General features: G+C 33.5%; 16 protein-coding genes. 2 read left to right on the top strand and 14 right to left on the bottom strand.

Annotation, left to right across the window (positions count from 1 at the left end; genetic code table 11):
• Positions 1–86: 86 nt before the first annotated feature.
• From prmC to fdaB, 9 genes are all read right to left on the bottom strand, one after another.
• The gene (prmC, locus tag LIX58_RS08405) at positions 87–926 is read right to left on the bottom strand and encodes a peptide chain release factor N(5)-glutamine methyltransferase (RefSeq protein WP_154838232.1); all 840 of its coding nucleotides are present in this window, start codon (positions 924–926) and stop codon (positions 87–89) included.
• Positions 913–1989: a peptide chain release factor 1 gene (gene prfA / locus LIX58_RS08400; protein WP_126564866.1), complete on the bottom strand. Its 1077-nt coding sequence runs from the start codon at positions 1987–1989 to the stop codon at positions 913–915. The genes prmC and prfA overlap by 14 nt, the downstream gene beginning before the upstream one ends.
• Positions 1989–2588: a thymidine kinase gene (locus LIX58_RS08395; protein ID WP_126564865.1), complete on the bottom strand. Its 600-nt coding sequence runs from the start codon at positions 2586–2588 to the stop codon at positions 1989–1991. Before LIX58_RS08395 ends, prfA begins: the two co-directional genes overlap by 1 nt.
• A gap of 214 nt (positions 2589–2802) precedes the next feature.
• Complete coding sequence (locus LIX58_RS08390; RefSeq protein ID WP_103298956.1) at positions 2803–3063, bottom strand: type B 50S ribosomal protein L31; 261 nt, start codon at positions 3061–3063, stop codon at positions 2803–2805.
• A 117-nt stretch (positions 3064–3180) separates the two neighbouring features.
• Positions 3181–4497: a transcription termination factor Rho gene (gene rho / locus LIX58_RS08385; protein ID WP_126564864.1), complete on the bottom strand. Its 1317-nt coding sequence runs from the start codon at positions 4495–4497 to the stop codon at positions 3181–3183.
• Between the two features lie 271 nt (positions 4498–4768).
• Complete coding sequence (locus tag LIX58_RS08380; protein WP_226386246.1) at positions 4769–6196, bottom strand: aldehyde dehydrogenase family protein; 1428 nt, start codon at positions 6194–6196, stop codon at positions 4769–4771.
• 146 nt (positions 6197–6342) lie between these two features.
• Complete coding sequence (locus tag LIX58_RS08375) at positions 6343–6678, bottom strand: winged helix-turn-helix transcriptional regulator (RefSeq protein WP_126564862.1); 336 nt, start codon at positions 6676–6678, stop codon at positions 6343–6345.
• A 147-nt stretch (positions 6679–6825) separates the two neighbouring features.
• Positions 6826–8097 carry a UDP-N-acetylglucosamine 1-carboxyvinyltransferase gene (locus tag LIX58_RS08370; protein WP_226386245.1) on the bottom strand — a complete coding sequence of 424 codons (1272 nt, stop codon included), beginning with the start codon at positions 8095–8097 and terminating at the stop codon, positions 6826–6828.
• A 304-nt stretch (positions 8098–8401) separates the two neighbouring features.
• Complete coding sequence (fdaB, locus tag LIX58_RS08365; RefSeq protein ID WP_126564860.1) at positions 8402–9259, bottom strand: class IIb fructose-bisphosphate aldolase FdaB; 858 nt, start codon at positions 9257–9259, stop codon at positions 8402–8404.
• Between the two features lie 194 nt (positions 9260–9453).
• On the opposite strand from fdaB, the gene LIX58_RS08360 reads away from it, so the two are divergent.
• Complete coding sequence (locus LIX58_RS08360) at positions 9454–9975, top strand: DUF2529 family protein (RefSeq protein WP_154838229.1); 522 nt, start codon at positions 9454–9456, stop codon at positions 9973–9975.
• Positions 9976–10039: 64 nt separating this feature from the next.
• On the opposite strand, the gene LIX58_RS08355 is transcribed toward LIX58_RS08360, so the two are convergent.
• The 3 genes from LIX58_RS08355 to LIX58_RS08345 form a co-directional block, all read right to left on the bottom strand.
• On the bottom strand, positions 10040–11650 hold the full coding sequence (locus LIX58_RS08355; protein WP_126564858.1) for a CTP synthase: 1611 nt from the start codon (positions 11648–11650) through the stop codon (positions 10040–10042).
• 196 nt (positions 11651–11846) lie between these two features.
• The gene (gene rpoE / locus LIX58_RS08350) at positions 11847–12383 is read right to left on the bottom strand and encodes a DNA-directed RNA polymerase subunit delta (protein WP_126564857.1); all 537 of its coding nucleotides are present in this window, start codon (positions 12381–12383) and stop codon (positions 11847–11849) included.
• A gap of 113 nt (positions 12384–12496) precedes the next feature.
• Entirely contained in the window at positions 12497–13357 is an 861-nt protein-coding gene (locus tag LIX58_RS08345) for a GNAT family N-acetyltransferase (protein WP_154838228.1), read from the bottom strand.
• 187 nt (positions 13358–13544) lie between these two features.
• Here LIX58_RS08345 and coaW point away from each other — a divergent pair, with 187 nt between their 5' ends.
• Positions 13545–14348, top strand: a complete 804-nt coding sequence (gene coaW / locus LIX58_RS08340; RefSeq protein WP_154838227.1) for a type II pantothenate kinase — start codon at positions 13545–13547, stop codon at positions 14346–14348.
• Between the two features lie 71 nt (positions 14349–14419).
• On the opposite strand, the gene ldmS is transcribed toward coaW, so the two are convergent.
• Both ldmS and LIX58_RS08330 read right to left on the bottom strand, forming a co-directional pair.
• Positions 14420–15619: an L-aspartate--L-methionine ligase LdmS gene (gene ldmS, locus LIX58_RS08335; RefSeq protein ID WP_226386244.1), complete on the bottom strand. Its 1200-nt coding sequence runs from the start codon at positions 15617–15619 to the stop codon at positions 14420–14422.
• Positions 15619–16803 (bottom strand): M20 family metallopeptidase, encoded by a 1185-nt coding sequence (locus tag LIX58_RS08330; protein WP_226386243.1) that lies wholly within the window; start codon positions 16801–16803, stop codon positions 15619–15621. The genes ldmS and LIX58_RS08330 overlap by 1 nt, the downstream gene beginning before the upstream one ends.
• Positions 16804–17027 lie beyond the last annotated feature (224 nt).

Here is a 17027-nt window from a genome sequence, read left to right as displayed (position 1 = left end):
TCACCTCACACCTTTCCTTTAATTATCGTGATGATGAGTGATAAAGAGGCTGGGACAAAATAATATGTCTCAGCCTCCCCCATCGCTTATTGCCATTCAAATGACACGATCCTATCTATTCCATTAATATCTTTGATTACATTAACTAATAAATTCGGATATTTTTTTAAAATTAGTTCCTTTAATATCTCGCCTTGATTATACCCTATTTCAAATGTAACATATGCATTTTCATTAAGGACTTTTGGCAAATCATTTAATATAGATTCATATATTGCATAGCCCTTATTTTTCGCAAACAGGGCAACATGAGGCTCATATTTCACGACTGTATCCGCCATACTATGAACCTCTTCATAGTCTATATAAGGTGGATTGGAAATGAGACCATCTACTTTAATATTATTTTTAATCAATGGTTTTAAAGCATCTCCATGCATAAATTCAATATTAGCATTATGATGATAGGCATTATCCTTAGCTAAATCTAGGGTTTCTTGAACGACATCAGTCGCAATAATGTTCAATTTAGGATTTAATTTCTTAAGTGATACAGCAAGCGCACCACTTCCTGTACCAATGTCTACAACTGTCGCTCCCTCTTTCACATGTTCCAAGAAATGAAGCATTACTTCTTCGGTTTCTGGACGAGGAATTAGACAATGTGAATTGACTTGAAACTGAAGACCATAGAACATTTGAAAACCTACAATGTACTGAATAGGTTCTCCTAGTAGCATGCGTTCAACAGCCAATGAAAATCTAGCTTCCTCAGCTTCATTCATTTCATCATACATATGCATAAGGTAATCCGTTCTAGACCAACCAAATAAATCTAGCATTAACCATTCTGCACGAGATTGTTCGAAACCTTTATTCTTTGCTAGTTGAATGGCTTCAGTTAATTTATCCTTAAAGCTCGCCATTATTTAATTCTTTCAGTTTTTCAGTTTGTTCAGAAAGTGTAAGTGCATCGATAATCTCGTCTAATTTACCTTCCATGATTTGATCTAACTTTTGTAATGTTAGACCAATACGGTGGTCTGTTACACGGCTTTGTGGATAATTGTATGTTCTTACACGCTCAGAGCGGTCACCTGTACCGACAGCTGATTTACGTTGTGCAGCATACTTTTGTTGTTCTTCTTGTAATTTCATATCATATAAACGTGCTTTCAACACTTTTAATGCTTTCTCACGGTTTTGAATTTGAGACTTTTCAGAAGATGTAGCAATTACACCTGTTGGCAAGTGAGTAATACGTACAGCTGAGTCTGTAGTATTGACGTGCTGACCACCAGCACCACTTGAACGGTACGTATCAATTTTTAAGTCTTCATTGCGAATTTCAATTTCAACATCTTCAACTTCTGGTAATACAGCTACTGTAGCAGTTGAAGTATGAATACGACCACCTGATTCTGTTTCAGGCACTCGTTGGACACGGTGTGCACCATTTTCAAATTTTAATTTACTATATGCGCCGCTACCTGAAACTGAAAAGCTGATTTCTTTATAACCACCATGGTCACTTTCAGCTGCTTCTACAATTTCAGTTTTAAAGTTTTGAGATTCTGCATATTTGGTATACATTCTTAATAAATCGCCTGCAAAAATTGCAGCTTCATCTCCACCTGCTGCTGCTCTGATTTCAACGATAACGTCTTTTTCATCATTAGGATCTTTAGGGATAAGCAAGAATTTAAGTTGTTCTTCTAATTCAGGAATAGCACTTTTAAGACTAGTACTTTCCTCTTTCAACATTTCAATTTCTTCTTTATCATCTGTTTCATTTAACATTTCATCGATTTCATCGATTTCTTCTTTTTTACTTTTATAATCTCTATAAACATCTACTGTTTTTTGTAAATCAGCTTGTTCTTTAGAATATTTACGTAATTTATCTGAATCATTAACAACCTCAGGGTCACTTAACATTTCATTTAATTGTTCATATCTTTCTTCAACAATATCTAATTGATCAAACACTACATTTCCTCCTTCTCATTATTACTCGGTGCAACAATGTGATGTGCTCTACATCTAGGTTCATAACTTTCATTCGCTCCGACTAAAATAATAGGATCATCTATTTTAGCTGGTTGTCCATTAATTAATCGTTGGGTTCTACTTGAAGATGAACCACAAACAGCACATACCGCTTGTAACTTAGTTACTTGCTCACTGACTGCCAAAAGTTGAGGCATAGGTTCGAACGGTTCTCCACGAAAGTCCATATCCAATCCAGCAACTACAACTCTATGGCCCTCTTCAGCAAGTTTTTCAACGATATTAACAATTTCTTTATCAAAGAATTGAATTTCATCAATGCCAATCACATCTACATGTGATAAATCTTGTAATAAAATATCTCGTGCTGTGGTAATATTAATGGCTTCTAATTCATTTCCATCATGAGATACAACTTTTTCATCATGGTAACGATTGTCTATAGCCGGTTTAAACACTACTATTTTTTGTTTAGCATACAGACCTCGGCGCAATCGACGAATTAATTCTTCTGATTTGCCACTAAACATACTTCCAGTAATGCATTCAATCCAACCAGAATGGTAAGTTTCATACATTATAAGTTCCACCTTTTTCAAAACATAATCGCTTAATTATATCATATTTTAATTGTTTATAAACGACTTTATGTATATCTAGAATGTTCATAATTTTTAAGTATTTATGCCACCATACTTTATTTAGTATGACACTTACTCGATTTAATAATATAAAAAAACTGCCTACTTAACTCTATATAGCATAGATTAGGCAGACAGTTTAAACTTACAATTAGTTGTTGTTGTTTGATTTGAGACCAAACTTTTTGTTGAAACGTTCCACACGACCATCCGCAGCAGCGAATTTTTGACGTCCAGTATAGAATGGGTGTGAATCAGAAGATACATCTAAACGAATAACTGGGTATTCATTTCCATCTTCCCATTCCATAGTTTCTGAAGATGTTTTTGTAGAACCACTTAAGAATTTAAAGTTTGTTGTAGTATCTAAAAAGATAACTTTGTGGTAATCAGGATGAATTCCTTGTTTCATTATTTTCAGCTCCTTTGCCCTGAACCATCTGGAACAGAGTTATTTGTGAGTTTTTACCCAATACCTAGCAATTATAATAGTTATAACTATAAAACGCAACCCTAAAACTGATATTCATTAAATTATCGGTTTACCAGTTTTAGTACTCTCTTCGGCTGCTTTTTGAAGTTGTTGGAAAAACTCTTTGTTATTTTTAGATTTTTTCAATTTTCTAATGAAGCGTTCCGTAAAGTCTGTTGAATCTGTAAACATATTTCTCAGTTGCCATAATGAATCTAACTCAGATTTACTAATTAATAATTCTTCTTTACGTGTTGAGCTTCTACCAATATCAATTGCTGGGAAGATACGACGCTCAGATAACTTACGATCTAAGTGTAACTCCATATTTCCTGTTCCTTTGAACTCTTCATAAATCATATCGTCCATACGTGAACCTGTTTCAACTAACGCTGTCGCAAGGATTGTAAGACTTCCGCCCGCTTCAATATTACGTGCTGCCCCAAAGAATGCTTTCGGTTTATGTAATGAGGCTGGATCTAACCCACCTGATAACGTTCTACCACTAGGAGGGATCACTAAGTTATATGCACGTGCTAATCGCGTAATAGAATCCATTAAGATAATCACATCTTGTCCAATCTCAACTAATCGTTTCGCTCTTTCAAGTAATAATTCCGCCACTTTTACATGATGTTCAGGTGGCTCATCAAACGTTGAATGTACCACTTCTGCAGATTCAACTGAACGTTCTATATCTGTGACTTCTTCTGGTCGCTCACCAATTAATAAAATAAATAATTTTGCATCAGGTTTATTTATACTAATTGCATTAGCGATTTCTTTAAGTAATGAAGTTTTACCAGCCTTTGGAGGAGCTACGATAAGTCCACGTTGACCTAAACCGATTGGGGTAACTAAATCCATAATACGCGTTGAGTAGTTTTGAGGATCTGTTTCTAATATAATTCTTTCCTCAGGGTAAAGAGGTGTTAAAGCTTGGAAGTGAGGGCGTTTTTTGACTACTTCAGCATTTTCATCATTTACAAAGTCTACTTGTAATAAACCATAATATTTTTCGTTATCCTTAGGCTTACGTACCTTACCAGTGACCTTGTCACCTCGTTTAATTTCGAAACGTCGAATTTGACTAGCAGAGATGTAAATATCTTTTTCACCTTTAGAATAGTTAACAGTTCTTAAGAAACCGTAACCATCTGGCTGAATATCATCTAATACACCTTCCATGTAATAATTGCCATCTTTTTCCATTTGAGCTTCCATGATGGCTAAGACTAATTCACTTTTATTCAATTTACTATAATTAGTAAGTTTTAAAGATTTAGCTTTTTGCGTTAACTCTTTGGTTGTGTAATTCTTATATAATTCATGAAAAGATTCATATTGCGGTGATGTACGTTCTCTTTCAGGCATAAACTGCACCCATTTCTTATATTTTTATGAAGACTCATTTTTAACATAGTTTATTAATTTGTTTTATTTTCTGCTTTTCTGAAAATGCAGCACCAAATAAATCATAAATGATTTTATCAAAAAAATGTGAGTCTTAAATACTAGAATTAATATAGCAAATTTTCATTTTAATTACAAAATGATTTTATTAAATTTCAAAAATTAAAACAGCACATGGAACTATAAAAGTCCCATGCACTGTTATAAATCATAATTAAATTAATTTTTTAAATTAAATGAAATAACCAGCGATTGATTTAACTTCTAAGAATTCTTCAATTCCGTAATCGCCCCATTCACGACCGATACCAGATTGTTTATAACCACCGAATGGTAAGTCTGGTGTGTTTGCTGCTTCGTTAATTTGGATACGTCCAGCTTCGATTGAGCGCGCTACTTTTTGAAGCGTATCTTTATCTTTACCAATGACATAACCAGCTAAGCCGTATTCTGTATCATTAGCAATTTTAATCGCTTCATCTACATCATTATAAGTGATAACTGATGCTACTGGACCAAAGATTTCTTCACGAGCGATTGTCATATTATTATCTACATTAATAAAGATAGTTGGTCTTGCAAAATAACCAGTGTCTAATCCTTCTGGTTTACCTGGGCCACCATAGAATAATTCAGCGCCTTCTTCAATACCTTTATCAATATATGATTGCACTGTATCGAATTGTTTTTTACTAATAATTGGTCCAACTTGTGTACCTTCTTCACGTGGATCGCCCACTTTAACATTACTGAATTCTTCTTTTAATGCTGTTAGGAATTCTTCTTTAATGCTTTCTGGTACTAAGATACGAGTACCTGCAGTACAAACTTGACCAGTATTGTTAACTACTTTACCTGTTGTAGCTTTTGCTGCTTCTTTAATATCTACATCATCTAATACGATGTAAGGTGATTTACCACCTAATTCAAGTGATACTTTTTTGAAATCTTTAGAAGCTTTTTCCATGATTTTAGAACCAGTGCGTCCTGAACCAGTAAATGACATCATTCTCACTTTAGGATGTTCACTTAATGGATTACCTACACCTTCACCATCGCCGTTAACTAAGTTGAATACACCTTTAGGTACGCCAACTTTATCAAAGATTTCAGCTAAGATAATTGCAGCAAATGGTGTTTCTTCAGATGGTTTAAGTACTACTGGACTACCAGCTGCAAATGCGGCTGCAAGTTTTAATGAAGTTTGGTTAGTTGGAAAGTTCCAAGGTGTGACTAAACCAGTGACACCAATTGCTTCTTTTGTTACTAGTGAATCTCCACGGCGTTCTTCAAACTCAAATGAATCTAATGCTTTAATAGCTTCTTGGAAATGTTGTAAGCCCATTTCATAGTGAACATTTTCAGAAATAGTAAGTGGTGCACCTAATTCATCTGTAATAGCTTCGATGATATCTTGTTTTCTATTTTTATATTCTTCAACGATTTTATCTAATAATTCTTTTCTTTCTTTTACTGAGCTATGGCGAAATTCTAAATATACGTCATTAGCAGCTTCTACAGCTTTATCTACGTCTTTTTCGTTACCTTTAGCTACTTTACCGATAACTTCTTCAGTTGCAGGATTAATTACATCAATTGTTTCGTTACTTTCACTATCAATCCATTCGCCATTGATATATTGTTGAGTATAATTTCTCATCAATGATTCACTCCTTAATCATCGTTATTACATCTGTCTACTGTTTATCCTTTTTAGAAAAATTTAAACATAGCCTTTTTAACATAAAAAAAGTTCTGCTTTACATTATTTACGTCATAATGCATTATCGCAGAACCTTGTCTTTATTATTTAGCTTTAACTTCATTTTCAAGCTCTATATAAGTTCTAGCCCAATCTTCCATTGGTTTTAAAGCTTCAGCTAGAGCTCTTCCTTTTTCTGTCAATTCATAAATAATTGAAACCGGACTAGTTGAAACTATCTTTTTTTCTACTAATCCCCATTCACCTAAATCTGTTAATTTAATACTCAAAGCACGAGGGGTAATCGTTTTTAAATCCCTTTTCATATCGGAAAAGTGTGCAGTATAATCAGTGCATCGAGATAGGTAGTTAATGATTAAACCGTTCCAACTTCTACCAACAATTTTAAAGGTTTCTTCAAGATATGGACAGATTTCCATTGTCTTCACCTCTAATCCAAACATCTTTTACAAAAAGAGAGAGCCTGTAGCCTTATCTATGGAATGCTACAGGCTATGAAGTAGCTTGAATTTACACTATACTTCATTTACTTTTTGTCTTTAATATAATTATTATACCAAATATTTTTACGCTTGTTCAGTCCAAATATCTGCACCTAAGTCTTTTAAGTGTTTGACGATATCAGTATATCCACGATAAATGTGTTTAACGTTATAAATTGTTGTTACACCTTCAGCAATTAATCCAGCAATGATTAAACATGCCCCTGCACGCAAGTCACTTGCATAAACATCAGCACCTTGTAATGAAGATGGTTTGATAGTAGCTGTACCAGTCGACATGTCTGCCTCAATATCAGCACCCATATTTTTTAATTCATCTACATGTTTGAAACGAGCTGGGTAAATTGTTTCAGTAACAAATGAAGGACCATCTGCCATAAATAATAATGGTGTAATTGGCTGTTGTAAGTCTGTGGCAAAGCCAGGATATACTAATGTTTTAATATCTACATTTTTATAATCTTTATGACCTCTAATTGTCGCTTTTTCTGCATCGTCATTTATATAGATATCTACGCCTAATTCTTTTAATTTTACAGTTAATGCTTCTACGTGTTTAGGTACGATATTATTAATCGTTACTTCTTTACCACAAGCAGCAGCTATACACATATAAGTGCCTGCTTCAATACGGTCAGGAATAATTTGGTATTCAGAACCATGTAATGTTTCTACACCGTTAATCTTTAGTGTGCTTGTACCTGCGCCCTTAACATCTGCTCCTAAACTATTTAAGAAGTTGGCCACATCTACAACTTCAGGTTCTTTTGCGGCATTTTCAATAATCGTTTGGCCTTTAGCATGCACAGCTGCTAACATAATATTAATAGTTGCTCCTACACTTACCATATCAAGGAAGATATTAGCACCATGAAGTTCTTTAGTTTCGATCTTCATAGATGTTTCACTAGACTCATCGATTTCAGCACCAAGTGCTTTAAATCCTTTAATGTGTTGATCAATTGGTCGAGGCCCTAGTGGACAACCGCCTGGTAAACCAATGACACATTTTTTAAAGCGACCTAACATCGCTCCCATCATATAATAAGACGCACGAAGAGATTCTACTTTATTATTTGGTAATGGTGCATTTTGTATATCAGTAGTATCAACATCTAGACATTTACCATCCAAATTTGTTTTAATATTTAAATCTTCTAATAAACTTACTAATGTTTCGACGTCAGAAATCTGTGGCAGCCCATCTAGCTTTACTTGGCCTTGAGCTAATAACGTAGCTGGAATAATAGCTACTGCACTATTTTTAGCACCACTTATTGTGACTTCACCGTTAAGCGTTTGACCACCACGGATTTTTATTACCTCTTGAGTCATAAGTTTTATCTCCTTTGTTTGTCATTTTTCAAATTGTACATTATGAGTATTATAAATTACATTTTATTTATTTGTAAAACGTTAATTACTTAGTTATTTAAGTAAAAATAATTTTCAAAAATAATATCCGGTAATCGTATAAAACCTTTAAAAGATATTATGTATAATAGTATTATAAATCATTTTCAAAAAATTATTAATTCATAATTGCTATAAATAAAAAATGGAGTGGATTTGAATTCGAAATTGAATTCAAGTCCACTCCATTTAAATTATTTATTTAGTCAACGCATTAAAAGTTTAATTATTTAGCACGGTTTGATGTACCAAATTCTCTAATTTTACCTTTAACTGTTTCTTTGATTGCTTCACGAGCAGGTCCTAAATATTTACGTGGATCGTAAACATCTTGGTCGTTATTTAAAACTTCTCTTACTGCTTTTGCAGAAGAAATTTGGTTTTCTGTATTTACGTTAATTTTAGCAGTACCATAAGGAATTGCTTTTTGGATATCTTTCGTAGGGATACCAGTACCACCATGTAATACTAATGGTAAACCAGTTGAAGCACCGATTTCTTCCATTTCTTTGAAACCTAATTTAGGTTCGCCTTTGTAAGGACCGTGTACTGAACCTAATGCAGGTGCTAATGCATCGATACCAGTTCTTTCTACTAATTCTTGACATTCTTTAGGGTCAGCATAGATGATTCCGCCAACAACGTCATCTTCTTGTCCACCTACTGTACCTAACTCAGCTTCTACTGATACGCCGTGTTGATGTGCATATTCAACTACTTTAGAAGTAATTTCAACGTTTTCTTCAAATGGGCTATGTGAAGCATCAATCATTACAGATGTGAAACCTGCATCGATAGCTTCTTTACATTTGTCGAAACTTGAACCATGGTCTAAGTGAATTGCTACTGGTACAGTAATATTTAAGTCGTGCATTAAACCTTCAACCATTTTTACTACTGTATAGAAACCACTCATGTAACGAGCAGCACCTTCTGATACACCTAAAATTACTGGAGCATTTTCTTCTTGTGAAGCTTCTAAAATTGCTTGTGTAAATTCTAAGTTATTTAGGTTGTATTGACCAACCGCATAACCATTTTCTTTTGCATCTATTAACATTTCTTTCATTGAAACTAATGGCATGAAAGTTCCTCCTTGGGTGCAATTGCACTAATTTTTCAAAATCATTATATCAGAAAAGAATTTTAAATGCATGTTTATACTCGTTCAAATATATAAATCATTAAACAACACTATTTAGTTAGCAAAATTGTCATTTCAGACAATTGCATAACCTCACTCATTTCATTACAATACTTATGAAATGGAGGATAAACATGTCTAAAATATTACATACACAATTAACTGGTATATTTAATCGTTTAGAAGATCAAGCATTAGATATTCAAATGGCAGCACAATGTTTAATACAAGCAATTGGCGGTGAAGGCTATGTTTATATTAAAGGTTATGGAGATTTAAAATTCTTTGAGCCCTTTATCTTAGAAAGTGAAGAACACTTAAAATCTTCAAAGCGACTATCTAGTATAAATTCTATTTCTGACATTGATTCTACAGATCGTGTTTTACTCTTTTCTCCTTTTTATACAGAGGAAGTCGCTAAAGATGTGCATGAATTACTCGCTCAAGATATTGATTTTGTTTTAATTTGTAATCGTCCTAAACAAGAAGATTTCCCTGAACATCTTCTGCACTTTGTTAATTTAGCTACACCTCGTCCAATTGTCTATACAGAAGATTATGATAAGATCGTTCAACCTCATACTATGGCTTTTAATTACATTTATTATGAGATTTATACGCAAATGATTGAAATGACACGCGATTTAGAACTATAACTTTAACGAAAAAAGCACCTCCTTTCTCACGTTTAAGAAAGGAGGTGCTTTTTAAATCTAAATATTACTTTTGATTTTGATGTTGATAAGCCGCTTCTACAAATGCTTTAAAGATTGGTTGCGGTCTATTAGGTCTTGATAAGAACTCAGGATGGAATTGACAAGCTACGAAGAAATCATTTTCAGGAATTTCTACCATTTCTACTAAACGACCATCTGGGCTAGTTCCTGAGAATACCATACCTTTCTCTTCAAGTTGCTCTCTGTATTCATTGTTAAATTCATAACGATGACGATGTCTTTCTTCAATATTAGTAGCATCATAAATACGATGTGCTAAAGTGCCTTCTTTAATAGCACATGGATATAATCCTAAACGTAATGTACCGCCTAAATCTTCAATGTCTTTTTGCTCAGGAAGTAAGTCAATAATAGGATAAGGTGTATTTGGATCTAACTCTGCTGAATGTGCTCCTTTTAAGCCTAATACATTTCTTGCATACTCAACTGTTGCTAATTGCATACCTAAGCAAATACCGAAGTAAGGTACGTTGTTTTCACGCGCATATTTAATCGCTGAAATTTTCCCTTCACTTGCTCTAAATCCGAAACCACCAGGCACTAAGATACCGTCTACATCGCTTAAGTAGCTTTCTACATTTTCATCTGTAACTTCACTAGAATCAATCCATTTAACGACAACATCTTTCTTCAATGGATAACCTGCATGTTTTAATGATTCTACGACAGATAAATAAGCATCTTGTAAGCTTACGTATTTACCTACTAAACCAATTGTAATTGTGCCATCTAATGAGTTGACTGTATCTAATAAATATTGCCATTCATCTAATTGTGTTTCGTATTTAGCATCTAAATCTAAACGGTTGATAACAATGTCATCCATATCTTGTGCACTTAATTGTAATGGAATTTCATATAATGAAGAAGCGTCTCTACATTCAATAACACTTTCTTTATTGATATCACAGAATAAAGCAATTTTATCTTTTAAGTCTTGCGTCATTTCATATTCTGTACGTACGACAATTAGGTCTGGTTGAATACCTAATCCACGTAATTCTTTTACACTATGTTGTGTAGGTTTCGTTTTCATTTCGCCTGCTGCTTTAATGTATGGTAATAATGTACAATGCACGTACATAACATTTTCACGACCTAAGTCACTTCTAATTTGACGAATCGCTTCAATGAAAGGTAATGATTCGATATCACCAGTTGTACCACCGATTTCAGTGATTACTACATCAGCATTTGTACTTTCTCCAGCTAATAATAATCTTTCTTTAATTTCATTAGTAATATGTGGGATAACTTGTACAGTACCACCTAAGTAGTCACCGCGACGTTCTTTCTTCAATACGTGAGAGTAAACTTTACCAGCTGTTACATTTGAATATTTATTTAAATTAATGTCTATGAAACGTTCATAATGTCCTAAGTCTAAGTCAGTTTCAGCGCCATCGTCTGTAACAAATACCTCTCCGTGTTGATAAGGACTCATTGTACCTGGGTCTACGTTTAAATATGGATCAAACTTTTGAATCGTTACTTTAAGACCTCTATCTTTTAACAATCTTCCTAGAGAAGCGGCTGTGATACCTTTACCTAATGATGACACTACTCCGCCTGTTACAAAAATAAATTTTGTCATTTCCTGACCTCCTAATTAATAAAGGGATGCTTCCTTACTAAACAATTACTCATACTTAAAAGTTAATAAAATAAAAAAATCGCTCCCTCTCACATAGATGCAAGGGGAGCGTATAAAATTTATACACGTGTCCTATTTAAAGGAGCCCGAATAAAATTTTAACATCTTTTTAATAAAAGTCAATCAAAACTAAAATTTAGTCGTTGAAATCTTCTTCCTCTTCAAATGCTTCTTCCTCTTCTTCATCGAGGTCTTCATCATCGTCTTCTTCAATCACGATATCAGAGTCATTGATTTCATCTTCAACTTCTTCATCTTCTGGATCATTTAACGTTTCTTGATCATCCGTTTGAGCTGGAATATCATCGTCATCATCCATTTCGTCATCGCCTAATAATTTAAGATTTTTATCTTCTTCATCGTCATCATCAAGGATGTCGAATTTTTGAATTGTTGGCGCGATTTTTTCTTCAATGTCATCTACTGAATACCAGTCACGAAGACCCCATTGATTTTCACCAACATTTAAGAAACGTCCGTCAGTATTTAAATCAGTGTAGAATTGTACTACACGATTTTCGATTTCTTCATATTCATAATCGCCTAAGTTTTTAAATTCATCAATGATATCATATAAGTTCATTGTTGAACCTTTGTCATGTAACAAAGTATAAGCCATATCGATAAATGATTTTTCGTCAACCATTTCTTTAGTATAATCTTGAATTTTCATTATAACTTAACTTCCTTTCGAAGGATTTTATAATAACTCGTTAATTTTCATTAATTAATAGTAACAAAGATAAATTATAAATGACAACAAGTGATTTCGCAATTGCTATTATCTTAGTAATTAATATATTTTTCAAAAATCACTAAATCCTCACATTGATTCATTTCAACAAATCCACTATTAATACATAAAGATTTTAATTCATTATTTTCACCGAACAATGTGATGACAATTGTCTTAATACCTTTAAAATGTTTACGTATATATGTAGGTAATTGACGCAGTGCACTCTCAGCTATTCCCTCTTTACGCTGATCTTTGTTAACTTCAATTGCCGCAATATTTACCCGATCTTCATGTTGTTCAAGCGCAATGAATCCTGCTTTTTGGTTGTCTTTTAATAAATCTACAACTTTATAAGAAGCAATACTTGAATCTTTATTCTCAGCTAATCGTAGTGATGAGACATGCTTTGAATCTAAATCTAAGTAATATAACCTTTCTTTTCCGATAGGTCCTTCTTCTTTCGTAGCGGCATGCATAAATCCTGCACGCTCATAAACATTCCACGCGCCTTTATTTTCAGCATCTACCACTAAATATAAATGATTGAAATTTGGAAACAGCGCTTGAACGTATTGAGGTAAATACATCATCATTGTTGTACCATAGCCATGTCCTTGGAACTTTTCATTAATTGATAATGAACGCACATAAACGACATTTTCCGGTGTATCATAGCCTTCATGTTGATAGTGTTGATGTAACACAAAAAACCCTACTACATCCCCCTCTTCGTTTATCGCAATATTCGCAATTCTATTGTCATCATTTAATGCTTCTTCTAATACTGTTTTAGGTAATGATGAATAAATTTGTTGACGTTCGCTTAATTCAAAGTTCACAACATCTTCTCGATATTTCTCTTCAAATTCTTGAATTATAATATTTTCAAATTGCTTTTTGATAGTCATGTCTTCTCCCCTAAATCTTCCAATTAAGTTACATATTATTATAGATGTTTTCCTTTGTTATTCCAATTTTTATCATATTCTATTTAGATATAACTTTTTGAACTATTATTTTTTTAAATTAAGCTATTGTAATTCGGCAAATTTCATTTACTATTAGTATGACATATAAAATCACGAGGTGAATGAAATGAAAGTAGGTATTGATGCAGGAGGTACGTTAATAAAAATCGTTCAAGAACAAGATAATGAACGTACTTACCATACTGAACTTACTACTGATATACATAAAGTTATCACATGGTTAAATAATGAAACGTTTGAAGCAATTAGTTTAACTGGCGGAAACGCAGGCGTGATTGCTGAAAATTTAAATACTTCCTCTAATACTTTTGTGGAATTTGATGCTTCATCTAAAGGCCTTGGCATATTACTTAAAGAACAAGGTCACAATATTACAAAATATATCTTCGCGAATGTTGGTACGGGAACCTCTTTACACTATTTTGATGGTCAACAGCAACAACGTGTTGGTGGTATTGGTACTGGCGGAGGTATGATTCAAGGTTTAGGCTATCTTTTAACTCAAATTTCAGATTATGAGCAGTTAACAAATCTTGCTCAAGCTGGTGATCGAGATACGATAGATCTTAAAGTTAAACATATTTATAAAGACACTGAACCTCCTATTTCTGGAGAACTTACAGCAGCTAACTTTGGTAACGTACTTCATAATATGGATGTAGATTTCACTGCGTCTAATAAATTAGCATCCGTTGTCGGCGTAGTAGGAGAAGTTATTACAACAATGGCGATTACAGTAGCACGTGAATATAAAACTGAGAACGTAGTTTACATTGGTTCCTCGTTCAATAACAATTCTTTATTACGTGAAGTAATTGAAGATTATACTGTTTTAAGAGGATGCAAACCTTTTTATATTGAACATGGGGCATTTTCAGGTGCATTAGGGGCCTTATATTTAGGAGAATAAATATAAAACGTTCTAGAAAAGTAAATTTTTTCTAGAACGTTTTTATTATAAATCTACAAGTGAGAATATTCTTATAATTCTGATTTATCAAGTTCTGCTATAAATGCTTTTTCTAATTCTTCCACTTCTTCTTTTGAATCACCATGCCAAATACAACCAAAACGTGATTTTACTTTATCTGCAGTGAACCATTCTCCATCATAATAAGATAATGGATAAAGCACACCTTTTTTCACATATTTAAGAATGACATTAAAGAAGTGTTCATTATCTCCTCGAGAGAAATAACTATAAAACTTCTGATAATTAGGGTTTAACTCATGTTGTAGTAAGAGCATGCTTGTAGAACCATTTTGTCTAAAATTCAAGTCGATAGCAAAGACATCGCCACTTTTATCTAATAATAAATCAAACCCTGCTACACCAAAGAACCCTAGTTCTACACCTTTTTCCATAATCTCCCGACCAGCATCAATCACATTTTGGGGTACATCATGAACATTTTCATTCCCTGCATAAAAACCATATTCATTTGTAATTTGATGTGCTGTACCAAGATATTTAATCCCTAATTCTTTTGAATAAGCAAATTGCACACAGTAATTTTTAACCGCTTCAATTTTTTGTTCAATAATTAAATTATCCGTTGCATCAGTCGCATCAAAAATGCGTTTTGTTGCTTTTTCTAAATCCTCTTCGTTATAACAAATCATTACGCCATATCCACCAGCAGTCGGTAACTCATCCCCTGGTTTAATAACAAACGGAAATGACCAATCTTTGATACGTGCTTTAAAATCGTTAATAGCTACAATTTCACGATCTGGTAAATATTTATTGTTTGTCCATTCTGGTATACGCGCTTTGTTATTTAATGCGATAAATACCTCTTTATTCACAGCATACTTCTCTTCATCAATCACATCATCACTATGAACATATTGGAAATAAATCTTTTTATCTTTATCTTCAGCAATTTCGTTTAATAAATGTTCATAAGTTTCACGATTATGAAACTTATATATATGTTTAGGAATAGATTTCCCAATAAGATCAAACAATTGTTGTAATTTATCCGTAACACTTGCTTCATGAACAATCATCGGCATCTTATTCGCAATAATCATTTCTCTTCCCGTTAAAAAATTAGATTGATGTTCTTCAGGCTTAAGCCATGGATTTGCTATATACGAAGGTCTTGAATTATACACAACCTTTTCATCATATAAATCACTTAACGCCAACATAGGTCTTTTAGTGTTCTCTGTCATTATTTGATTTGCCCCTTTATATGAGAGTGCTGTTGAACAATATCATCAAACAATCCCTTATTTTCAATTAATTCTAAGCCCATTAAAGCTATTATTTTAGCACCTCTAATTAATGCTTGATCACCATGAACACTCGCAGCTGCTTCTCTAAATCGATGCGTGTGACCAACTAAATTTCTAGACCCAATCTTCACGTGAGGGTGAATCGTAGGTACTATATGACTGACATTACCCGTATCTGTAGAACCGAAACCAAAATCATCATGACTTACATCTTCGCCTACTTCATTCGCATATTTTTCGAAAAGTTGATCGAGTTTAGGCGTCTTAATAAACTCATTCACACCATTTTGTATAGGTCCAAATTCATAATCACATCCTGTTTGAATCGCAGCACCTCTAGCAATTTGATTGACTTTTTCAGTTAACACATCTAACTCTTTACGCGTTCTCGCACGTGTATAGAATCGTGCATGTGTAAAGTCAGGTATAATATTTGCCGCTTTACCTCCATCAAGAATGACACCATGCACACGTTGACCTTTCTTAATGTGTTGTCTCAGTTGCGCAACACCATTAAAGTAAGAAATCATAGCATTCAAAGCGTTCAATGCCTCGTCTGCATTTTCAGAAGCATGTGCGCTCTTACCATAAAATTTAATATCTAATACATCAACGGCTAATGTATTAATAGTTGGATATGTTTCATTACCAGGATGAATCATTAACGCTATGTCTATATCATTAATAACGCCTGCTTTCACATAGGAAGCTTTAGCACTACCATTCTCGCCACCTTCTTCAGCTGGACACCCTAGAACAACCACTTTACCCCCAACATTGTCGACAACTTGTTTCAACGCTGAACCTGCTAATACGCTTGATGTACCTATAATATTATGACCACATGCGTGACCTAATCCAGGTAACGCGTCATATTCAGCTAAATAACCAATTGTTGGTCCCTCTTTCTCCGAATCATAATTAGCAATAAAACCTGTAGCATGCCCAGCGATATCCGTCTCTATGTCAAATCCATTCTCTTTTAATTTATCAATCAATGTTCTTGAGGCAAATATTTCCTCATTACCTAATTCAGGGCGTTCATGGATTCGATGACTAATTTCAACATAATCATATTTTTTATTCTCTATATAATCTAAAATTTCTTGTTTATTACTCATAAAATCATAACTCCCTTTTATAGCCGAAATTAACCTCATATTAAAAGCTATATTTAAGTATTGGTTTAATCGTATTCAAATGAATTATTACCTATTTTATCGGATTTAATATCTATTGTCATTATATTTACAAAATTTTCTCACAATATTTTTTAAGGAAAATTTAAGCATTGGGAGTACGGGTTCAGTTAGCAAAAATTGTAAATACTGGACGCTCTTGTTAC

This window comes from Staphylococcus sp. Marseille-Q1834, assembly GCF_916858875.1.
In the GTDB taxonomy this organism is placed as follows: Bacteria; Bacillota; Bacilli; order Staphylococcales; family Staphylococcaceae; genus Staphylococcus; species Staphylococcus pragensis.
This window is presented reverse-complemented; position numbering and strand designations above follow the sequence as displayed.